The sequence below is a fragment of the Mycobacterium kubicae genome (assembly GCF_015689175.1).
GTDB classification, from domain to species: Bacteria; Actinomycetota; Actinomycetes; order Mycobacteriales; family Mycobacteriaceae; genus Mycobacterium; species Mycobacterium kubicae.
Window position 1 is genome coordinate 5,467,750 of the sequence record NZ_CP065047.1, and the last position, 21,185, is coordinate 5,488,934.

The 21,185-nt window shown below is 65.6% G+C and carries 19 protein-coding genes and 1 pseudogene; 9 read left to right on the forward strand and 11 right to left on the reverse strand.

The genetic code is table 11. The features are described from left to right. The first annotated feature begins 6 nt into the window (after positions 1 to 6). From ipdA to ipdC, 3 genes are read left to right on the forward strand one after another with little or no spacing between them, the layout of a single operon-like run. Positions 7 to 891 (forward strand): cholesterol ring-cleaving hydrolase subunit IpdA, encoded by an 885-nt coding sequence (ipdA, locus tag I2456_RS25580; RefSeq protein WP_085075584.1) that lies wholly within the window; start codon positions 7 to 9, stop codon positions 889 to 891. Continuing rightward, on the forward strand, positions 888 to 1,631 hold the full coding sequence (ipdB, locus tag I2456_RS25585; RefSeq protein WP_068023307.1) for a cholesterol ring-cleaving hydrolase subunit IpdB: 744 nt from the start codon (positions 888 to 890) through the stop codon (positions 1,629 to 1,631). The genes ipdA and ipdB overlap by 4 nt, the downstream gene beginning before the upstream one ends. After that, complete coding sequence (gene ipdC, locus I2456_RS25590) at positions 1,628 to 2,695, forward strand: (3aS,4S,5R,7aS)-5-hydroxy-7a-methyl-1-oxo-octahydro-1H-indene-4-carboxyl-CoA dehydrogenase (RefSeq protein ID WP_068023304.1); 1,068 nt, start codon at positions 1,628 to 1,630, stop codon at positions 2,693 to 2,695. The genes ipdB and ipdC overlap by 4 nt, the downstream gene beginning before the upstream one ends. Before the next feature lie 24 nt (positions 2,696 to 2,719). Here ipdC and I2456_RS25595 read toward each other — a convergent pair whose 3' ends face one another. The 6 genes from I2456_RS25595 to ipdE1 all read right to left on the reverse strand — a co-directional run bounded on the left by I2456_RS25595 (position 2,720) and on the right by ipdE1 (position 10,195). After that, positions 2,720 to 4,594 (reverse strand): PecA family PE domain-processing aspartic protease, encoded by a 1,875-nt coding sequence (locus tag I2456_RS25595; RefSeq protein ID WP_085075583.1) that lies wholly within the window; start codon positions 4,592 to 4,594, stop codon positions 2,720 to 2,722. Between the two features lie 200 nt (positions 4,595 to 4,794). Continuing rightward, the gene (fadA6, locus tag I2456_RS25600; RefSeq protein ID WP_068023298.1) at positions 4,795 to 5,955 is read right to left on the reverse strand and encodes a steroid 3-ketoacyl-CoA thiolase FadA6; all 1,161 of its coding nucleotides are present in this window, start codon (positions 5,953 to 5,955) and stop codon (positions 4,795 to 4,797) included. Between the two features lie 13 nt (positions 5,956 to 5,968). Beyond that, a complete protein-coding gene (locus tag I2456_RS25605) occupies positions 5,969 to 6,505 on the reverse strand; it encodes a TetR/AcrR family transcriptional regulator (protein ID WP_390639659.1) in 537 nt (178 codons plus the stop codon). 113 nt (positions 6,506 to 6,618) lie between these two features. Further along, complete coding sequence (locus tag I2456_RS25610) at positions 6,619 to 7,539, reverse strand: DUF4878 domain-containing protein (protein WP_163703896.1); 921 nt, start codon at positions 7,537 to 7,539, stop codon at positions 6,619 to 6,621. 722 nt (positions 7,540 to 8,261) lie between these two features. Then, positions 8,262 to 9,050: a (5R,7aS)-5-hydroxy-7a-methyl-1-oxo-2,3,5,6,7,7a-hexahydro-1H-indene-carboxyl-CoA reductase gene (gene ipdF / locus I2456_RS25615; RefSeq protein ID WP_068023289.1), complete on the reverse strand. Its 789-nt coding sequence runs from the start codon at positions 9,048 to 9,050 to the stop codon at positions 8,262 to 8,264. Beyond that, entirely contained in the window at positions 9,047 to 10,195 is a 1,149-nt protein-coding gene (ipdE1, locus tag I2456_RS25620) for an acyl-CoA dehydrogenase IpdE1 (protein ID WP_085075582.1), read from the reverse strand. The genes ipdF and ipdE1 overlap by 4 nt, the downstream gene beginning before the upstream one ends. A 69-nt stretch (positions 10,196 to 10,264) precedes the next feature. Between ipdE1 and fadD3 the strand changes: the two genes are divergently transcribed. Genes fadD3 through I2456_RS25645 form a run of 5 tightly spaced genes read left to right on the forward strand, consistent with a single transcriptional unit; the run spans position 10,265 to position 15,970 of the window. Beyond that, on the forward strand, positions 10,265 to 11,785 hold the full coding sequence (fadD3, locus tag I2456_RS25625; protein WP_085075581.1) for a 3-((3aS,4S,7aS)-7a-methyl-1,5-dioxo-octahydro-1H-inden-4-yl)propanoate--CoA ligase FadD3: 1,521 nt from the start codon (positions 10,265 to 10,267) through the stop codon (positions 11,783 to 11,785). Continuing rightward, positions 11,786 to 12,919: an acyl-CoA dehydrogenase family protein gene (locus tag I2456_RS25630; protein ID WP_068023279.1), complete on the forward strand. Its 1,134-nt coding sequence runs from the start codon at positions 11,786 to 11,788 to the stop codon at positions 12,917 to 12,919. Beyond that, positions 12,919 to 13,854, forward strand: a complete 936-nt coding sequence (locus I2456_RS25635) for an acyl-CoA dehydrogenase family protein (RefSeq protein ID WP_085075580.1) — start codon at positions 12,919 to 12,921, stop codon at positions 13,852 to 13,854. Before I2456_RS25630 ends, I2456_RS25635 begins: the two co-directional genes overlap by 1 nt. Continuing rightward, a complete protein-coding gene (gene ipdE2 / locus I2456_RS25640) occupies positions 13,851 to 14,807 on the forward strand; it encodes an acyl-CoA dehydrogenase IpdE2 (protein ID WP_139823326.1) in 957 nt (318 codons plus the stop codon). Before I2456_RS25635 ends, ipdE2 begins: the two co-directional genes overlap by 4 nt. Continuing rightward, complete coding sequence (locus I2456_RS25645) at positions 14,804 to 15,970, forward strand: pyridoxal phosphate-dependent aminotransferase (protein ID WP_085075579.1); 1,167 nt, start codon at positions 14,804 to 14,806, stop codon at positions 15,968 to 15,970. The genes ipdE2 and I2456_RS25645 overlap by 4 nt, the downstream gene beginning before the upstream one ends. Here I2456_RS25645 and I2456_RS25650 read toward each other — a convergent pair. Next, positions 15,938 to 16,791, reverse strand: a pseudogene (locus I2456_RS25650) (arylamine N-acetyltransferase family protein); the annotation flags it as partial. The gene I2456_RS25645 and the pseudogene I2456_RS25650 sit on opposite strands and share 33 nt — an antisense overlap. A 155-nt stretch (positions 16,792 to 16,946) precedes the next feature. On the opposite strand from I2456_RS25650, the gene I2456_RS25655 reads away from it, so the two are divergent. Beyond that, on the forward strand, positions 16,947 to 17,459 hold the full coding sequence (locus I2456_RS25655) for a hypothetical protein (protein ID WP_174814216.1): 513 nt from the start codon (positions 16,947 to 16,949) through the stop codon (positions 17,457 to 17,459). A gap of 13 nt (positions 17,460 to 17,472) precedes the next feature. Here I2456_RS25655 and hsaB read toward each other — a convergent pair whose 3' ends face one another. Genes hsaB through hsaA form a run of 4 tightly spaced genes read right to left on the reverse strand, consistent with a single transcriptional unit; the run spans position 17,473 to position 21,020 of the window. Continuing rightward, the gene (gene hsaB / locus I2456_RS25660; RefSeq protein ID WP_068023267.1) at positions 17,473 to 18,039 is read right to left on the reverse strand and encodes a 3-hydroxy-9,10-secoandrosta-1,3,5(10)-triene-9,17-dione monooxygenase reductase subunit; all 567 of its coding nucleotides are present in this window, start codon (positions 18,037 to 18,039) and stop codon (positions 17,473 to 17,475) included. 18 nt (positions 18,040 to 18,057) lie between these two features. Then, positions 18,058 to 18,960 (reverse strand): iron-dependent extradiol dioxygenase HsaC, encoded by a 903-nt coding sequence (gene hsaC / locus I2456_RS25665; RefSeq protein WP_085075577.1) that lies wholly within the window; start codon positions 18,958 to 18,960, stop codon positions 18,058 to 18,060. Next, complete coding sequence (hsaD, locus tag I2456_RS25670) at positions 18,957 to 19,832, reverse strand: 4,5:9,10-diseco-3-hydroxy-5,9,17-trioxoandrosta-1(10),2-diene-4-oate hydrolase (RefSeq protein WP_085075576.1); 876 nt, start codon at positions 19,830 to 19,832, stop codon at positions 18,957 to 18,959. The genes hsaC and hsaD overlap by 4 nt, the downstream gene beginning before the upstream one ends. Positions 19,833 to 19,835: 3 nt before the next feature. Then, positions 19,836 to 21,020 (reverse strand): 3-hydroxy-9,10-secoandrosta-1,3,5(10)-triene-9,17-dione monooxygenase oxygenase subunit, encoded by a 1,185-nt coding sequence (gene hsaA / locus I2456_RS25675; RefSeq protein WP_068023258.1) that lies wholly within the window; start codon positions 21,018 to 21,020, stop codon positions 19,836 to 19,838. Positions 21,021 to 21,185: the final 165 nt, after the last annotated feature.

Consider the following 21,185-nt stretch of genomic DNA (forward strand, 5'->3'; position numbering starts at 1 on the left):
GAATAGATGAGCGACAAGAGAACCACTCTCGACGAAGCCGTCTCGCAACTGCGCAGCGGCATGACCATCGGCATCGCGGGCTGGGGTTCACGACGCAAGCCGATGGCCTTCGTGCGGGCCCTGCTGCGCAGCGACATCACCGATTTGACCGTGGTCACCTATGGCGGACCCGACCTGGGTCTGCTGTGCTCGGCCGGCAAGGTCAAACGCGTCTACTACGGCTTCGTCTCGTTGGACTCCCCACCTTTCTACGACCCATGGTTCGCCAAGGCCCGCACCAGCGGCGCCATCGAAGCGCGAGAGATGGACGAAGGCATGTTGCGCTGCGGATTACAAGCCGCCGCACAACGATTGCCGTTTCTGCCCATTCGCGCCGGGCTGGGCAGCTCGGTCGTCGACTTCTGGGAGGGCGAGTTGGCCACGGTCACCAGCCCGTACCCGGCACCCGGTGGCGGACACGAGACACTGCTGGCCATGCCGGCGCTGCGCCTCGACGCCGCGTTCGCTCACCTGAATCTTGGTGACAGTCAAGGCAACGCGGCGTACACCGGCATCGACCCCTACTTCGACGATCTGTTCCTGATGGCCGCCGAGAAGCGGTTCCTGTCTGTGGAGCGCATCGTGTCGACCGAGGAGCTCGTCAAGGCGGTGCCGCCGCAGGCGCTGTTGATCAACCGCATGATGGTCGACGCGGTGGTGGAAGCTCCCGGCGGAGCCCATTTCACCACGGCCGCACCGGATTACGGCCGCGACGAGAAGTTCCAGCGACACTACGCCGAAGCGGCGTCAACCGAAGAGGGCTGGCAGCAGTTCATGCAGACATATCTGTCCGGCACCGAAGACGATTATCAGGCCGCGGTGCGCGCATTCGGCGAGGAGGCCGCCAGATGACCACCCGCGCCGAGATCTGCGCCGTCGCCTGCGCCGAGTTGTTCCGGGACGCAGGGGAGATCATGATCAGCCCGATGACCAATATGGCGTCGGTGGGGGCGAGGTTGGCCCGGCTGACCTTCTCCCCCGATATCTTGCTGACCGACGGTGAGGCACAACTGCTGGCCGACACGCCCGCGTTGGGCAGGTCGGGTCCGGTCGAGGGCTGGATGCCGTTTGGCCGCGTGTTCGAGACCCTGGCGTGGGGCCGGCGCCACGTCGTCATGGGCGCCAATCAGGTTGACCGCTACGGCAATCAGAACATTTCGGCATTCGGGCCACTGCAGAAACCAACTCGGCAGATGTTCGGCGTGCGCGGGTCGCCCGGCAACACCATCAACCACGCGACCAGCTACTGGGTCGGCAACCACAGCAAGCGGGTCTTCGTCGACACGGTCGACGTCGTCTCCGGGATCGGCTACGACAAGGTGGATCCGGACAACCCGGCGTTCCGATTCGTCAACGTCTACCGGGTGGTGTCCAATCTCGGTGTCTTCGACTTCGGTGGACCGGAGCGCACCATGCGGGCACTGAGCCTGCATCCGGGCGTGTCGCCCGATGACGTCCGCGAAGCCTCCTCGTTCGAGGTGCACGGCCTGGACGAGGCCGCCGAGACCCGGGAGCCCACCGACGACGAACTGCGGTTGATCCGCGAGGTCATCGATCCGAAGGCATTGCGCGACAGAGAGATACGTTCGTGAAGTTACGCACCCCGCTGACCGAGCTGGTCGGCGTCGAGCACCCGGTGGTGCAGACGGGAATGGGCTGGGTGGCCGGTGCCCGGTTGGTGTCGGCCACCGCCAACGCGGGCGGCCTGGGCATCCTGGCGTCGGCCACCATGACGCTCGACGAGCTGGCGACGGCGATCAAGAAGGTCAAGGCCGCCACGGACAAGCCGTTCGGCGTCAACCTCCGCGCCGATGCGGCCGATGCCGGTGATCGCGTCGAGTTGATGATTCGCGAGGGAGTCAAGGTTGCCTCGTTCGCCCTGGCGCCCAAGCAGGAACTGATAGCCAAGCTGAAAGACGCCGGGGCGGTGGTGATCCCGTCGATCGGCGCCGCCAAACACGCCCGCAAGGTGGCCGGCTGGGGTGCCGACGCGATGATCGTGCAGGGCGGCGAAGGTGGCGGACACACCGGCCCGGTCGCCACCACCCTGCTCCTGCCCTCGGTGCTGGACGCCGTTGCGGGCACTGGGATCCCGGTGATCGCCGCGGGCGGCTTCTTCGACGGACGTGGCCTGGCCGCGGCGTTGTCCTATGGGGCGGCCGGGGTGGCGATGGGAACTCGGTTCCTGTTGACCTCGGATTCGACGGTGCCCGACGCGGTCAAGCGGCGCTACCTGGAGGCGGCGTTGGACGGCACGGTGGTGACCACCCGCGTGGACGGCATGCCGCACCGGGTGCTGCGCACCGGTCTGGTGGAGAGGCTGGAAAGCGGCTCGCGGGCAAGGGGTTTCACCGCGGCGGTGCGCAACGCCGCCAAGTTCAAGAAGATGTCGCAGATGACCTGGCGCTCCATGGTCACCGACGGTCTGGCGATGCGCCATGGCAAGGAGTTGACCTGGTCGCAGGTCGTCATGGCGGCTAATACCCCGATGCTGCTCAAGGCTGGACTGGTGGAAGGCAACACCGAGGCCGGGGTGCTGGCCTCAGGTCAGGTGGCGGGGATCCTCGACGACCTGCCGTCCTGTGCCGAACTGATCGAGTCGATAGTGGCCGACGCGATCAAACATCTGCAGGCGGCGTCCGCGCTAGTGGAGTAGCCGACGCCAGCTGGCGCCATCCACTCAGGGCAGTAGCCGGTCGAACACCGTTGTGCCGACACCGGAAGGACTGTACGAGGTATAGATCGGCATTAGCGTGTAGGGATAGTTTCCGGTGTTGAAGTGGCCACCGCTGCCTTCGGCAGCCGTCACCGTGGGCTCGTCGCCGGCGACCACCACCTGGTGGTACACCAATTCACCGCCGCGGGTCTCCACATAGATTTGCGTCCCCTGCGGGAGCGGCTGACCATCGGCAAGGTATTGCAGATCGGCTGGCAGGAGGTTGCGGGGTATCACGCCGTCGACCCCGCCGGTATCGACGAACGCGCCGGTGGCAGGTTGGAGATTTCCTGAGCCAATCTGCACGGACAGTCCATCGGTGGTCGGCGAGCCGGTGACCGAAGCCAAGGCGGGCAGTGGGTTGTCGCCGAATTGGAAATAATGTCCGGGCTGGTTGACGAGCACCCCGTGGGCCAGTTGGCCCGGCAACTGTTGTACGGCAGTGACGGGGAACCGAGTGTCGACCGTGTTGGCCCCGGTCCCCACCAGGGTTTCCGGGTCGATCTTGACTCCGTTGTGGAGTTCGGAGGTGATGACGCCGATGGTCGTCGGCTTGGTGGCAATCCCGTCCCCGAAGTTCACCGATGCCGTGTACTGGTCGTAGGTGACGACGGTCTCGTCACCGGGCACCCCGAACTCGTAGGTGACACCCGTCCTGGTGGGGATGCCCAGCGCATGCAGGTCGACGTCATCGGGCGCGAAGAGCAGTGCGCTGGATCCGGAGTCCACCGTTGCTGTGGCAAACGGTGCGCCGTTGACGGAGACTTGCAGCGTCGGGCGGGTGTTGTGCATCGTCAGCTCGACCTTGGCCGGGCCGCCGTTGTCACCGGTAGCCCCGGCGTGGCCCAGCAATTGGCCACTGACGCCCCCGGGGGCGCCCATTCCCGAAATGACGCCGCCGGTTCCGCCGTCGCCGCCGTTGCCGATCAGGTGACCGCCGTCGCCGCCGAGACCGCCGTTGGCAAACGCGCCACCCATGCCGCCTTCGCCACCGTCGCCGAACCATTGCGCGCTGCCGCCGGCACCACCGGGGGCATAGGGGCCACCGATACCGCCCGCACCACCGTTGCCCCACAGCAGGCCGCCGGTTCCTCCCGACCCCCCTGCTCCCCCGGCAACGGTCACCCCGGCGGCGTTGACCGTGAAGGTTCCGCCCTGTCCGCCCATACCGCCGTTACCGAAGAGTATGGCGTTGCCGCCGGCGCCGCCGATCCCAGTCCAGCCACCCGCGCCGCCGGTGCCGCCGTTGCCCCACAGCAACCCGCCCGCACCGCCGCGCCCGCCGGCCGCACCAGGTCCACCTATCCCGCCCGTGCCACCGGTTCCGATCAATCCGGCCGGACCGCCCGCACCGCCCTGCACGCCGTCGGCAAAGCTGGCACCGCCGTGACCGCCGTCGCCCCACAGAATGCCACCCGCTCCGCCGGCCGATCCGATTCCAGTTGCGCTGGTGGTTCCGTCGCTGCCATTGCCGATCAGCGGACGGCCCAGCAGCGACTCGGTCGGCCCATTGATCAGGGCAAGCGCGTCATTCTGCAGAACCTGCAGCTGGGCCGCATTGGCCGCCTCGGCGGTCGAATACGCGCGTGCGGCCGCATTGAGGACCTCGACGAACTGGTTGTGAAACGCCGCCGCCTGTGCACTCAGCGCCTGAAATGCGCGACCTTGTTGCGAGAACAGCGCTGCGATGGCCGCCGACACCTCGTCACCGGCGGCCGCGGCGATACCCGTCGTCGACGAGGCCGCCGCCGCTTGGGCGGAGTTGATCGTCGCGTTGAGATCTTTTAGACCTGCTGCGGCGTCGGCAACCACGTCGGGCACCGCGGTAACGAACGACATTCAAGCCTCCAGCAGGTTCGCGTACGTCAGGTGAGTCGCAGCCCGATTTGACGCGGAGTTTAGCCACAGGAACGCCGAGAAATCACCGGAATTGACAGAACCCCACCGCGCGACTGCCGGCCGGCAACATCCCGCACGCTGTCCTTCTTGTCCAGCCGGCCAGAGGTCGCGACGCCGCCCGATCGGCGATACGAAGAAGGTTAGAGCCGTTCGATGATGGTGACGTTGGCAGTGCCGCCGCCCTCGCACATCGTCTGCAGCCCGTAACGGCCGCCGATGCGCTCCAGCTCGTTGAGCATGGTGGTGAACAGCTTGGCACCGGTCGCGCCCAGCGGATGCCCGAGCGCGATTGCACCGCCATTGGGGTTGACCTTCTCCGGGTCGGCCTTGATCTCCTTGAGCCAGGCCAGCACAACGGGTGCGAACGCCTCGTTGATCTCCACGGTGTCGATGTCGTCTATGGACAGCCCGGTCTTTTCCAGCGCATAGCGGGTAGCCGGGATGGGGCCGGTCAGCATGAACACCGGGTCGGCGGCGCGGGCGCTGATGTGGTGGATGCGCGCGCGGGGCGTCAGTCCGTGGTCCTTGACCGCCTGCTCGGAGGCCAACAGCACGGCGCTGGCCCCGTCGGAGATCTGGCTGGCCATGGCCGCGGTCAGCTTGCCTCCCTCGACGAGCGGCTTCAACCCGGCCATCTTCTCCAGCGACGACTCGCGAGGCCCTTCGTCCACCCGGAAGGGACCGGATTCGGTTTCGACGGTGAGGATTTCGTTGTCGAAATGCCCACTGCGGATGGCGGCGAACGCGCGCTCGTGGCTGGTCAGTGCGTACTGCTCCATCTCTTCGCGCGACAGATTCCACTTCTCGGCGATCAACTCCGAACCGCGGAACTGCGAGATTTCCTGGTCGCCGTAGCGGTGCAACCACTGCTTGGACTCGTTGGTCGGCGAGGTGAAGCCGAACTGCTCACCGACGGTCATCGCCGACGAGATCGGGATCTGGCTCATGTTCTGCACGCCGCCGGCCACGATGACATCGGCGGTGCCGGACATGATCGCCTGTGCGCCAAACGAAATGGCTTGCTGACTGGAACCGCACTGCCGGTCGACGGTCACGCCGGGGACCTCTTCGGGGAATCCGGCAGCCAGCCAGGACAGTCGGGCGATGTTGCCGGCTTGCGCCCCGATCGCATCGACACAACCGGCGATGACGTCGTCGACGGCGGCGGGATCCAGATCAGTCCGGTCGAACAGCCCACGCCACGCCAAAGCGCCCAGGTCGACGGGATGTACCCCGGCCAGTGCGCCATTGCGCTTGCCGACCGCGGTACGCACAGCCTCAACGATGTACGCCTCAGGCATGATTCGACTCCTTCTACTTTTCGGCGGTGATCCCGCCCAGGACGATGGCGAGATATTGCCGACCTACTTGCTCGGCGGTGAGTGGTCCGCCGGGCTGATACCAGCGCACCGACACCCAGGTGGTGTCCCTAATGAAACGGTAGATCAGGTCGACGTCCAGGTCGGCACGGAAGTAGCCCTCGTCGATGCCTTGATGCAGGACGTCTATCCACATTTTCCGCTGCTGTTTGTTCAAGTCCTCGATGTAGGAGAACCGGGGCTGGCTGGAGAGTCGTTGCGCCTCGTCCTGGTAGATGACGACTTGGGCGTGCCGGTGCTCGATCGCCTCGAAGGACGCCATGAACAAGCCTTTGAGCCGCTCCAGCGGGTTCGACTCATTGTCCAGGATCTCGCGATACCGGGCGAACAACCAGTCGAGGAAGCCGCGCAGCAGGTCGTCGACCATCTCCTCTTTGGAGGCGAAGTGGTGATACAGACTGCCGGACAGGATGCCGGCGCTATCGGCAATGTCACGAACGGTGGTGGCGCGCAGACCGCGTTCGGCGAACATGGTGGCGGCAAGCTCGAGTAGCTCGTCTCGCCGGCTGTTCGCCTGGGTCACTTTCTCCACCCGACCAGGGTATCAACCAAGCGCTTGCTCGGCCAATGAGCGACGCTCATCGGTCAACGCATCGAGACCACCGGCGGGCTCTGCGAAACATCCGCCTGCGCGCTGATGTAGGCGCGCACTTCACCGGTCTTCGTGCCACCGGACTTCGTTCGAGCGGTCAGCGGAAACGGAACCTCGTCAGATACCCGCGCCTCCAAGCGGTACTCGTCGAAGAAAGAGATCTTCAGGCCGCTCAGGTCGGGCTGACCCCACACCACAGTGCCGTCAACGATGTCCGGGTCCCGCGCGCGTTGCGGGCAATCGGGAGGCGCCAGCTGCTGAGATGACGTGCACGCAGTCAGAGCCGTCGATATCGCCGACATTATCGCCGACTCCCCGGCGGGGCTGAGGCTGAAATCCGCTTGGCTGTAATAACTGGTGCCAGATGAAAGTGCGTCAAGAAGTAGCGGTTTCTTCAGTTTGACGGCCAGGTTTGGGTTTGTACTCCCGATATCGATGAAGCCGGGGAATACGTACGCGGGCGACTTGCCGACCGAACTTCCGAAGAACGTCAGGGTGTCCAGCGATTTATTCTCGGTGGTACCTAGAGCGTCCACTTTTACCGTCGCGTGGTCGAGTTTCCAATCCCCTCCGGATTTCTTTACCGAAAGCGTGACATCAGAGATGTTTTCCCCGAATTTCGCCGACACATGCACCTGCCCGAAGGAGTATGCCGCAGTGTCGCTGAGAATCTTGATGTCGGTAATCGGCCAACGCTCGATCTGCTTCTTCAGGGTTTCGTCGGTGAGGAAATCTTTCGACCCCGGCTGATCGCTGCTGTAGCTCAAGGCCGCCGTCGCGTCGCCGCGTGCGAGGGCATCGAGGTATCCCTTGACCGCGTCCGCAGCACTGCCCGACTTGCCGTCGCCGCCAGAGGAGACCACCGCGATGATGACCACGACCACGACCAGCACGACGGCCGCGAGGATGCTCAACGCAATGATGAGCGGCCTTCGGTTGGGCCGCCCCGGTGGCGGGCCAAAACGAGCTGCGGGCATCGGGGGACCGCCCGTCGGCCACGGCTGGTAGCTCTGGTGAGGCGCTGCGCCTGGCTGGGGCCATGCGGGTGCATGCGGCGCGGGCGGCAGTGGCCAGGCGGCCTGTGTGGCGCCGTCCGCCGGATTCGGGGGTTGGCCCCACGGATACGGCCCGTTGGTCACGAACAGCCTCCCACCAGTGTTTGTTACTTGAGCATCGAATCCCCCGTTGGAAAGCTGACGAGCGGCCGAGGCCCGCGCCGAAAGCTCATTGCTGAGTTTACTTGTCCTGAGGCCCCAATTCGTCACCGATTCGGGGGCGCGGACGGCCCCGACGGAAAGTCGCGGGTCGGCGCGCGGCCGGTACTGTCAGCGACAGTGGCACCCGAATGTTCACGTCGGGTCAGCGAAACCGCTCATATTCACTGGCGCTCACGTGAGCTTGACGGCAATTCAGGCAGTGTCAATACCGGCTCTAAAATTCGGGCAATTACAACACGGGGTTGGGTCGATCACCGATGTCGGTGGCGCTTTCACATCCGGCCGCACAACACCGGTAAATTCGTGTCCGACCTTCATCACCGCCTTGGCAGGACCCGGCTGATGCCTCCGAATTTTTCGAGCACGCCAGCACAGCCTCTAACCTGAACGGCGTCGTCTCGAGCTTCCTCAAGGCGCGCTTACGGGTGCTGGCTGGAAACCGAGATCACTTCTCCGGTGAGGTAACTGGAGTAGTCGCTGGCTAAGAACGCGATCGTCGCCGCCACCTCCCACGGCTCTGCGGCGCGGCCGAACGCCTCGCGGGACGACAGCCGGTCGAGCAGCTCCGGCGAGCTGGTCTTGTCGAGGAACTTGTGCCGGGCGATGCTCGGCGAGACCGCGTTGATCCGCACGCCGTATTCGGCGGCTTCGATTGCGCTGCAACGGGTCAGGGCCATCACGCCCGCTTTGGCCGCGGCATAGTGCGCCTGTGAATGCTGAGCCCGCCAGCCCAGCACGCTGGCGTTGTTCACGATCACCCCACCGTGGGGCGCGTCGCGGAAATACCGCAGCACCGCCCGGGTGGCCCGGAACACCGACGTCAAGGACACGTCCAGCACCCGGTCCCACTCCTCGTCGGTCATGTCGGCCACCGGTGTTTGTCCGCCCAACCCGGCGTTGTTGACCAGCACGTCGATCCGGCCCAGCCGCGCGGTGGTCGAGGCGAACAACGCGTCGACTTGTGCGGTGGAGGTGACGTCGCAGACCACGCTCTCCACCCGACCCAGACCCAACTCCGACAACTCGGTCGCGGTTTCGGTGAGCCGGCGTTCGTGGTGATCGGAGATCATCACGTCGGCGCCCTCGAGCAGCGCGCGGCGCGCGGTGGCCGAACCGATGCCGGTGCCCGCCGCCGCGGTCACCACGACGACCTTGCCGTCCAACAGGCCATGGCCGGCAATCTCTTTCGGCGCGACAGACAGCGTCACCCCTTGACCTCCCTCGGCAAGCCGAGCACCCGCTCGGCGATGATATTGCGCTGGATCTCGTTGGAACCGCCGTAGATGGTGTCCGCGCGAGTGAACAGGTAAAGCCGCTGCCACTCGTTGAACTCGCCGTCGGTCATGGTCAACCCGGGCTTGCCGAGCACATCCATGGCCAACTCACCCAACGAACGATGCCAGTTGGCCCACAACAACTTCGACACGTTGTCCTGTCCCGGCTGCTCGACATCCATGGTGGCCAAGGCGTAGGAACGCATGGCCCGCAGTCCGGTCCACGCCCGGGTCAGCCGTTGCCGGATGAACGGGTCGTCGGCGGCGCCGTTGCGCTGCGCGAGCTCGGCGAGATTGGAAAGCTCACGCGCATAGACGATTTGCTGACCCAGGGTCGAGACACCGCGCTCGAAGGTGAGCGTGCCCATCGCGACGCGCCACCCGTCGCCAGGCTGGCCGACCACCAGCGAAGAGTCGGTGCGGGCGTCGTCGAAGAAGACCTCGTTGAACTCGGCCGTACCGGTGATCTGAACGATCGGCCGCACCTGCACTCCGGGCTGATCCAGCGGCACCAACAGATAAGACAACCCGGCGTGGCGCTTGGAGCCCTTCTGGGTGCGTGCCACCACGAAGCACCACTGGGACAGGTGGGCCAGAGACGTCCACACCTTCTGGCCGTTGATCACCCATTGATCCCCGTCGAGTTCGGCCGTGGTCGACACATTGGCCAGGTCGCTGCCGGCACCGGGCTCCGAGTACCCCTGGCACCACAGCTCCGTGACATCGAGAATGCGGGGCAGGAAGCGCTGTTGTTGCTCCGGGGTTCCGAACGCGATCAGGGTGGGGCCCAACAACTCCTCGCCGAAATGGTTGACCTTGTCGGGCGCGTTGGCGAGCGCGTACTCCTCGTAGAAGGCAACCCGATGCGCGGTCGACAGGCCACGCCCGCCGTGCTCGACCGGCCAGCCCAGGCAGGTCAGTCCCGCCGCCGCCAGGTGCTGGTTCCATGCCCGGCGTTCTTCGAACGCCTCATGCTCGCGTCCCGGGCCGCCGAGACCCTTGAGAGCTGCGAATTCGCCCACCAGATTGTCGGCGAGCCAATCGCGGACCTCCGCCCGGAACTCCTCGACGTCCTGCATGACCTGTAGGCTAACCTACCAAGCACTTGCTTTGTTAGCCCGGCTAGGACCGGTTGAGAATGGAGCGTCATGACCAGCGATCCGCGCACCGTGCCCGCGGCGCTGGATCGTCTCGCGCGGCAGTTCCCCGACCACGACGCGCTCATCACCGAGGATCGCAGCTTCACCTCGACGCAACTGCGCGCCGAGGTACATCGGGCCGCGGCCGCGCTCATCGCACTGGGTGTCCAGGCCGGTGATCGGGTGGCGATCTGGTCACCCAACACCTGGCATTGGGTGGTCGCTTGCCTGGCCATTCATCACGCCGGTGCGGCGATGGTGCCACTGAACACCCGCTACACCGCCGCGGAAGCCGCCGACATTCTGGCCCGCACCGAGGCGCCGGTGCTGTTCGCGATGGGACGCTTCCTGGGCACCGATCGGGCTGCCGGCCTCGACGGCGCCGCGCTGCCCGCGTTGCGGCATGTCGTGCGGGTGCCGATCGAAGAAGCAGACGGCACCTGGGACGAATTCATGGCCAACGGGACCGACGTCGAAGCGGCGCACGCCCGGGCCGGCGCGGTCGTTCCCGACGACGTCAGTGACATCCTGTTCACCTCGGGCACCACGGGCCGCAGCAAAGGTGTGCTGTGCGCGCACCGGCAATCGCTGTCGGCCTCGGCGTCCTGGGCGGCCAACGGGAAGATCACCAGCCACGACCGCTACCTGTGCATCAACCCGTTCTTTCACAACTTCGGTTACAAGGCCGGCATTTTGGCTTGCCTGCAGACCGGCGCCACGCTGATCCCCCACCTCACCTTCGATCCGCTGCGCGCCCTGCAGGCGATCGAGCAGCACCGCATCACCGTGTTGCCCGGACCGCCGACCATCTATCAGACCCTGCTCGATCACCCTGCCCGTCGCGAATACGACCTGAGCTCACTGCGATTCGCGGTGACCGGCGCGGCCACGGTGCCGGTGGTCCTGGTCGAGCGCATGCAATCCGAACTCGACATCGACATCGTGCTCACCGCTTACGGCCTGACCGAGGCCAACGGGATGGGCACGATGTGTCGGGCCGAGGATGACGCGGTGACGGTAGCCACCACGTGCGGCCGTCCCTTCGCCGAATTCGAGCTACGCATCGACGATTCCGGTGAAGTGCTGCTGCGCGGGCCGAATGTGATGCTGGGTTACCTCGATGACCCCGACGCGACGGCAGCCGCCATCGACGCGGACGGTTGGTTGCACACCGGCGACATCGGGACCATCGACGATGCGGGCAACCTGCGCATCACCGACCGGCTCAAAGACATGTACATCTGCGGTGGGTTCAACGTCTACCCCGCCGAGGTCGAGCAGGCGCTGGCCCGGATGCCCGGCGTCGCCGACGTCGCGGTCATCGGGGTTCCCGATGACCGGCTGGGCGAGGTCGGGCGAGCATTCATCATCCCCCGACCCGACGCCGGTCTCGACGAAGCGTCCGTGATCGCCTACGCGCGTGAGCATTTGGCGAACTTCAAGGCGCCGCGGTCGGTGCGGTTCGTCGACGCGTTGCCGCGGAACGCCGGTGGCAAGGTGGTCAAACCACAACTGCGAGAGTTGGCCTAAATGGATCTTGATTTCGACGACGACACGCTGGCCTTCCAAGCCGAGGTGCGAGACTTCTTGGCGGCCAACGCCGACGAGATACCGACGAAGTCCTACGACAACGCCGAAGGCTTTGCCCAGCACCGACGTTGGGACCGGGTGCTATTCGACGCCGGCCTGTCGGTCATCACCTGGCCGAAGAAGTACGGTGGCCGCGACGCCCCGCTGCTGCACTGGGTGGTGTACGAAGAGGAATACTTCCGCGCCGGAGCGCCCGGCCGGGCAAGCGCCAACGGCACCTCGATGCTGGCGCCGACGCTGTTCGCGCACGGCACCTCCGAACAACTCGACCGCATCTTGCCGAAAATGGCCAGTGGCGAACAAATCTGGGCGCAGGCCTGGTCGGAGCCCGAATCCGGTAGCGACCTGGCCTCACTGCGATCCACGGCCAGGAGAACCGACGGCGGCTGGCTGCTCAACGGTCAGAAGATCTGGAGCTCGCGAGCACCGTTCGCCGACATGGGCTTCGGGTTGTTCCGGTCTGACCCCGAAGCGCAACGGCATCACGGACTGACCTACTTCATGTTCGACCTCAAGGCCGACGGCGTCACCGTTCGCCCCATCGTCCAGTTGGGCGGTGACACCGGATTCGGAGAAATCTTCCTCGACGATGTCTTCGTCCCCGACCAGGACGTGATCGGCAATCCCAACGAGGGCTGGCGCGCGGCCATGAGTACGTCGAGCAATGAGCGGGGCATGTCGTTGCGCAGCCCGGCGCGTTTCCTGGCGGCGGCCGAGCGGCTGGTGCAGCTGTGGAAAGACAACGGCTCACCGGAGCCCTTCGCCGACCGGGTGGCCGACGGGTGGATCAAGGCGCAGGCCTACCGGTTGCAGACCTTCGGCACAGTCACCAGGCTGGCCGCCGGCGGCGAGCTGGGAGCGGAATCATCGGTGACCAAGGTGTTCTGGTCAGACCTCGACGTCGAGATCCACCAGACCGCGCTCGACATCCTGGGCGCCGACGCAGAACTGGCGAGCTCCTGGACCGAGGGCCTGCTGTTCGCGTTGGGGGGACCGATTTACGCCGGTACCAACGAGATTCAGCGCAACATCATCTCCGAACGACTACTCGGTCTGCCCCGGGAGAAGCGATAGTGGAATTTGCACTCGACGCACAGCAGCGTGACTTCGCCGCGAGCATCGATGCGGCGCTCGGTGCTGCCGACCTGCCGACTGTGGTGCGGGCGTGGTCGGCCGGTGACACCGCACCCGGCCGCAAGGTATGGGAGCAACTGGCCAACCTCGGCGTGACGGCCCTGATGGTCTCGGAGAAGTACGACGGCCTCGACGCTCATCCGGTGGATCTGGTGGTCGCCCTGGAGCGCCTCGGCCGTTGGTGTGTACCTGGACCGGTCACCGAATCCATCGCCGTGGCACCGGTTTTGCTTGCCGACGACGAGCGCAGCGCCGGGTTGGCCACCGGTGAGCTCATCGCCACCGTCGCGCTGCCCCCGCAGGTGCCGCGGGCGGTCGACGCCGACACCGCCGGGCTGGTGCTGCTGACCGGAGACAACGGTGTGTCCGAAGGCCAAGCCGGTGACCGACATGAGTCCGTCGACCCCAGCCGTCACCTCTTCGACGTGACCCCAAGCGGTGATTCCTGGAACGCCGATGTCGCGCGCGGGTACGAATTCGGGGCATTGTCCACCGCGGCGCAATTGGTGGGCGCCGCAGAAGCTCTGCTGCACACGACCGTCGACTATGCCAAACAGCGCGCCCAATTCGGCCGGGTGATCGGCTCCTATCAGGCCATCAAGCACAAGCTCGCCGACGTCCTCATCGCGATCGAATTGGCCCGCCCTCTGGTCTACGGCGCGGCACTGACCTTGGCGCCGCGTGATGTCAGCGCGGCCAAAGTCGCGGCCGGCGAGGCCGGCTTGCTGGCGGCGCGTTCGGCGTTGCAGACCCACGGCGCCATCGGGTTCACTCAGGAACACGACCTGTCGCATTGGCTGTTGCGGGTGCAGGCGTTGCGGTCGGCTTGGGGTACGCCGGAGGAACACCGGCGCCGAGTGCTGGAGGCGTTATGACGGTGAGCGAAGAACGGGAGATGCTGCGCGACACCGTCGCGGCGCTGGTTGCCAAGCACGCGAGCCCGGCGGCCGTGCGGGCGGCGATGGATTCCGAGCGCGGCTACGACGAGTCCCTGTGGCAGTTGCTGTGCGAACAGGTTGGCGCCGCGGCGCTGGTGTTGCCCGAGGAGTTGGGCGGCGCGGGCGGTGAATTGGCCGATGCGGCAACGGTGTTGCAGGAGTTGGGCCGGGCGCTGGTGCCCTCTCCCCTGCTGGGTACCACGCTGGCCGAGTTGGCGCTGCTTGCCGCAGCGGAGCCGGACGCCGAAACGCTGGGGTCGCTGGCCGAAGGCGGCTCGATCGGGGCTCTGGTCATCGACCCCGACTACGTGATCAACGGGGACGTCGCCGATGTCGTGGTCGGCGTCGCCGACGGTCAGCTCACTAGGTGGACGCGTTTCACTGCCCAACCCGTCGTCACAATGGACCCCACTCGCCGGCTGGCGAAGTTGCAACCCGAGGAGACAGAGTCGCTCGGCGACGACCCCGGCATCGCCGACGCGGCGGCGATCCTGTTGGCGGCCGAGCAGATCGGTGCCGCCGAACGCTGCTTGGACCTGACGGTCGAATACGCCAAGAATCGCGTGCAATTCGGTCGCCCGATCGGCAGCTTCCAGGCACTCAAGCACCGCATGGCCGATCTCTATGTGACGATCGCCGCGGCCCGCGCCGTCGTCAACGACGCGTGTAGCGAACCCTCGCCCACCAGCGCCGCCACCGCACGGCTGGCCGCTACCGAGGCATTGAATATCGTTGCTGCGGAAGGCATTCAGTTGCACGGTGGTATAGCGATCACCTGGGAACACGACATGCACCTGTATTTCAAGCGGGCTCATGGCAGCGCTCACCTACTCGACTCACCCTCGGCTCTGCTCAGCAGACTCGAGCCCCAGGTTCTGCCAGCGCCGTGACGGATCGAGTGGCCCTGCGCGCCGGCATCCCACCGTTTTACGTGATGGATGTGTGGCTCGCGGCCGCCGAGCGCCAACGCACCCACGGTGACTTGGTGAACCTTTCGGCGGGCCAGCCCAGTGTGGGCGCCCCGGAGCCGGTCCGCGCCGCAGCGGCCTCAGCGCTGCATCTCAATCAGTTGGGATACACGGTGGCGCTGGGCATTCCGGAGCTGCGGTCGGCTATCGCGGCCGACTACCAACGTCAACACGGCATCATCGTGGAACCGGATGCGGTGGTGGTCACCACCGGTTCGTCCGGAGGTTTCCTACTCGCCTTCTTGGCGTGCTTCGACGTGGGTGATCGGGTGGCGATGGCCAGCCCCGGCTACCCGTGTTATCGAAACATCCTGTCGGCGTTGGGATGCGAAGTCGTGGAGATCGCTTGCGGCCCGCAGACCCGGTTCCAGCCGACCGCACAGCTGCTTGCCGAGCTCGATCCGCCGGTGCAGGGCGTCATCGTCGCGAGCCCGGCCAATCCGACTGGGACGGTGATACCGCCCGAGGAGCTCGCGGCCATCGCCTCCTGGTGTGACGCGTCCGGAGTGCGGCTGATCAGCGACGAGGTCTACCACGGCCTGGTCTACCCGGGCGCGCCGCCAACCAGTTGCGCATGGCAGACGTCGCGTAGCGCGGTGATAGTCAACAGCTTCTCCAAGTACTACGCCATGACGGGGTGGCGCCTGGGCTGGCTGGTGGTGCCGACTGAGCTGCGTCGTGCCGTGGACTGCTTGACCGGCAATTTCACCATCTGCCCACCGGTGCTGTCCCAACTCGCCGCAGTGTCGGCGTTCACCCCCGAATCCGCCGCCGAGGCCGACGCCAACCTGGCGCATTACAGCGTCAACCGCGCACTGCTGCTCGACGGTCTGCGCCAGATCGGCATCGACCGGTTGGCACCGACCGACGGCGCGTTCTACGTCTACGCCGACGTCTCCGATTTCACCGACGACTCGTTGTCGTTTTGCTCGAGATTGCTGGCCGACACCGGCGTTGCCATCGCGCCGGGCGTCGACTTCGACACCGTGCGCGGCAATCTCTTCGTCCGGCTGTCGTTCGCCGGACCGAGAAGCGACATCGAGGAAGCCCTGCGGCGCGTCGGTCCCTGGTTGCGGCGCCGCTAACTGGTCTGGGCGATCCGCCCTTCCAGCGCGCTGCGGTCGCCGACGTCTGCCACATTGATGCCGAACCGCTCGGACAAGGTGTCCACCACCGCGGCGGCATCGTCCAAAACGATCTTCTCCGACCCGTCGGCGCGATGAATGGCCAGGCTGCGACCCGCCAGATTCAACCGGGCATCGTCGGTCACCACGGCCGCGGTCAGGCCGGTGACAAAGTGCGATGCCGGGCACGTCGAGACGTACCAACTGCCCACGGTCAGGTCGATCTGCGGCCGCGCCTGCGTGGTGAATCGATAGAGCGTCTGCCATTGATCGCGGACCTTGGCCGAAAGCACCAGCCCGTCTTCGTGATCGTCAAGTCGGTACGGTTCGTGCGTCGTCTGCTGCTCGCCGCCGGTTTCCAAGCGCAGCGGTGAGGTGGGGGTCTGGCCCCCGAAACCGACGTCGACGAGATAGGACCCTGCCGAGCCCGGGAAGGTGACGCCGAGAACGGTGTGCGTCTGTGCCGGCAGGGGCGCGTCGGGGGCCAGCATCCACACCACCCGGCCGGCGAATCGGCGCACCTGGTATCCGAGTTCCGCCAACACGTAGCCCATCAAGCCGTTCTGCTCGTAGCAGTAGCCGCCGCGGCGTCGGTGCACCAGTTTGTCGAGCAGCGCTTGCGGACCGAGGTCACCGACCGGCACACCCAGCAGCGGGTCGAGGTTCTCGAAGGGGATAGCGCGCGTGTGCGCGGTGACCAGATTCTGCAATACCTCGAGGGTTGGCTCGGTGGCGCCGCGGTAGTTGATGCGCTCGAAGTATGCGGTCAGGTCGAATGCCATGGGTCCATTGTGGACGGCCGGCAATCGGGGGTCGATGCCGCTGTTGACTCCCCAACAGCAGACTTGTTTGCTCACCCGAGACGGTTTGTTTTATCTCTGCCCAATATGGGGACTCGGTTAGGACGGTCGCAGTACAACCGCACACCGATCGATCAATGGAGCTCATCATGAGTACCAGAAATATCGTCCTGATCGTGATCGCCGCAGTGGTGGCAATTGTGGTTATTGCCCTACTGGCCGCCATGGCAACGAGGGCCAAGCGTCGTCGTCAGCTACAGCAGGCCGAACAGATCCGCGAGCAGGCACGCATCGAACAAACCAAGGTGCAGCGGCGGGAAGCACTCGCCGAGGAAACCGCGGCCAAGGCGCGGGCGGCGCAAGCCGAGGCAGAAGCCAAGGCTGCCGAGGCCGCCAGGCTGCATGAGCGAGCGGCCACGCACCAGAGTGAAGTGACCGCGTCGCGCGAACAACTGGAAGAACAATGGCAACGCGCGGACAGCATCGACCCGACGGTCCGCCGCGACAAGGACCGCGACAAGGATGTCGAATCGGCTGAGACGGACGACCTCTCACGGGTGAATCGCGAAGACCAGGCGTACAGCCAGGAGTCACCCGCCGCGACGACCACCAATTTGCGCGAGTCGCAGAACCACCGCGGTCCCAATTAACTGCCCGTAACGCTTACAGCCAGGTGTCCTGGGTGGTGGTGGTGAGGAACGCTTCCAGGTCGTCACGCCATTGCGCCGGCGTGGTCTTGTCCGGTTCGATGCCGGTGTACTCCCCGCGATAGAACAACAGCGGCCGCGGCTTGATCTTGGGCACCTCGGAGAGGCATTGCACGGCGCCGAACACGACGAAGTGGTCTCCACCGTCGTGCACCGAGGCCACCGTGCAGTCGATATAAGCCAGCGACCCGTCGATGATCGGCGAACCGAGATCGGAGACGTGCCAATCGATTCCGGCAAATTTGTCGGGCTCTTTGGACCCGAACCGGGCCGAAACATGTTTCTGCTTTTCGGTCAGCACGTTCACACAGAAACGGCCGCTGGCCTCGATGGCCTGCCAGGACCGCGACACCTTCGTCGGGCAGAACAGCACCAGCGGCGGGTCGAGTGACAGCGCCGCAAACGACTGGCACGCGAATCCGATCGGCACGTCGTCGTGCACGGTGGTGATGATCGTGATTCCGGTGCAGAACTGGCCCAGCACACTACGGAACGTGCGCGGGTCGATCGGCGCGTCAGGCATTACCGGCTGGCCCTGCAATCAGCCCTTGAAGCCGACCGAGAAGTCGTGACCCCACAGACTGACCGCGGTGCTTTCCCGCGCAATCCAATCGTGGTCTTCGACCTGCCTTCCCTCACAACCAAATTCGATATCGAAGCCGCTGGGTGTCTTCATGTAGAAGGACAGCATCAGGTCGTTGACGTGGCGGCCCAGCGTCGCCGACATCGGCACCTTGCGGCGCAGCGCCCGGTCCAGGCACAGGCCGACATCGTCGGCGTTTTCGACTTCCACCATCAGGTGCACAATGCCGCTCGGCGTCGGAGCGGGCATGAACGCCAGGCTGTGGTGGCGCGGATTGCAACCGAAGAACCGCAGCCAGGCCGGCGCCCCGTCAGCGGGCCGCCCGACGATCTGCGGGGGCAACCGCATCGAGTCGCGCAGCTTGAAGCCCAGCACGTCGCGATAGAAGTGCAGCGACTCGGCGTCGTCGCGGGTGGACAACACGACATGGCCCAGGCCCTGCTCACCGGTGACGAATTTGTGCCCGTACCGACTGACCACGCGACGGTGCTCCAAAGCCGCCCCGTGGAACACTTCCAGGCAGTTGCCCGACGGGTCGGAGAATCGGATCATCTCATCGACGCGGCGGTCAGCCAGTTCGGCGGCGGTGGCCTCCTTGTACGGCGTGCCCTCCACATCGAGGCGTTCCCGGATCTCCTGCAGCCCTTCAGCGTTCGCGCATTCCCAGCCGGCCTCGGACAGCCGGTCGTGCTCACCGGGCACGATCACCAGCCGAGCCGGGAAGTCGTCCATCCGCAGATACAGCGCGCCTTCGGTGTTGCCTTTGCCCTCGACCATGCCAAGGACCTTCAGGCCGTATTCACGCCACGCGTCCATATTGGTGGCCTCGATGCGCAGATAGCCCAACGACCGGATGCTCATCTCCCACCTCCTAAGAAATCAATCGTGAGTTTGTTGAACTCGTCGAACTTCTCCACCTGTGCCCAATGCCCACATTGCCCGAAGACGTGTAGCTGTGCACGGGGAATGGTCTTCAGCGCGACGAACGCGCCGTCCAACGGGTTGACCCGGTCCTCGCGGCCCCAGATCAGCAGCACCGGCTGCCGCAGCCGGTGCACCTCCCGCCACATCATGCCGAGCTCAAAGTCCGCGCCGGCGAACGACTTTCCCATCGCCCGCGTCGCCGTCAGCGATTCGGGCGTGCTCGCCAGCTCGAAACGCTGCTCCACCAACTCCGGGGTGATCAGCTTCTGGTCGTAGACCATGACCCGCAGGAACGCCTCGAGGTTTTCCCGGGTGGGCTCGACGGAGAATTTGCCCAGCCGCTTCACGCCCTCGGTCGGGTCGGGGGCGAACAGGTTGATGCTCAGCCCGCCCGGACCCATCAGCACCAGGCGCCCGGCCTTGTCCGGGTAATCGAGCGCGAACCGCACCGCGGTGCCGCCGCCCAAAGAGTTGCCGATCAACGGCACCCGCCCCAGACCCAGTTGGTCGAACAGGCCTTTGAGCGCGGTGGCGGCATAGCGGTTGAATTGCCCGTGCTCGGCGCGTTTGTCGGAGTGGCCGTAACCCGGCTGATCGACGGCGAGCACATGGAACCGCTCGGCGAACACCGCGATGTTGCGCGAGAAGTTGGTCCAGCTGGAGGCACCGGGACCCCCGCCGTGCAGCAGGACCACGGTCTGGTCGTTGCCGACGCCGGCCTCGTGATAGTGCAGCTTCAGCGGACCGTCGACGTCCACTTCGGCGAAGCGCGACGTCGACTCGAACGTCAATTCCTGTGTGGCGGTCACGAATCAGACCATGGTGTCGCCGGGCGGCAACCCGAACTCGTGGTTTCCGAAGATCACGTAGGCGCGTTCGGGGTCGTTCGCGGCATGCACCCGGCCGGCGTGCGCATCGCGCCAGAACCGTTGAATGGGAGCGTCATTGGCCAACGCGGTGGCGCCGGAGGCCTCGAAGAGCCGGTCAATGGAGGCGATCGAGCGTCCGGTCGCACGCACCTGGTCGCGGCGCGCCCGGGCGCGCAGGTCGAACGGAATCTCCTTGCCCGCCGACAGCAACGCGTACTCGTCGGCGACATTGCCACTCAACTGTCGCCACGCGGCGTCGATGTCACTGGCCGCCTCGGCGATGCGGACCTTGGCGAACGGGTCGTCTTTGGCCTTCTCACCGGCGAACGCCGCGCGCACCCGCTTGCCCTGGTGCTCCACGTGCGCCTGGTAGGCGCCATAGGCCATGCCCACGATGGGCGCCGAGATGGTGGTGGGATGCATTGTGCCCCAAGGCATTTTGTAGACCGGGGCGGTATTGGTCTGGTAGCCGCCCGCGGTGCCGTCGTTCATCGCCTTGTAGGACAGGAAGCGGTGGCGGGGCACGAAGACGTCCTTGACGACAACGGTGTTGCTGCCGGTGCCGCGCAGCCCGACGACATGCCAGACGTCGTCGATGCGGTATTCCGACCGGGGAATCAGGAAGCTGCCGAAGTCGACCGGCCGACCGTCCTTGATGACCGGCCCCCCGAGGAAGGCCCAGGTCGCGTGGTCACAACCGGATGACCAGTTCCACGAGCCGTTGACCAGATAGCCACCGTCGGTCACCACGCCGGCGCCCATGGGGGCGTAGGACGACGAGATACGCGTTTTGGTGTCCTCGCCCCAGACTTCTTCTTGAGCCTGCTGGTCGAACAGCGCCAAGTGCCAGTTGTGCACGCCGATGATCGAGCTCACCCAACCGGTCGAACCGCAGGCGCTGGCCAGCCGCCGGGTCGCCTCGTAGAACAGCGTGGGATCGCATTGCAGGCCGCCCCACTGTTCGGGCTGCAGCAGCGTGAAAAAGCCGGCCTCTTCGAGCTCGTCGACGGTTTCCTGGGGCAGCCGCCGCAGATCCTCCGTCGCTTGCGCGCGCTCCCGAATCTTGGGAAGCAAATCATCGATGGCAGCCAACACCGCCTGCGCATCACGCTGTTGAATGGACGTCACTTAGGTTTGCCTCCTGCGAAGTGGCGGACTGTGCTCACACCGACACGGACAGATTTGGACTTAGACAAAGACTAGAACACGTTCCGATTTGTGTCGAGCAGGGTATTCCTGCGGCTGGTAGCGATACGAATCCGGTTTTCTATAACATGTTCTAGTTATGACGGA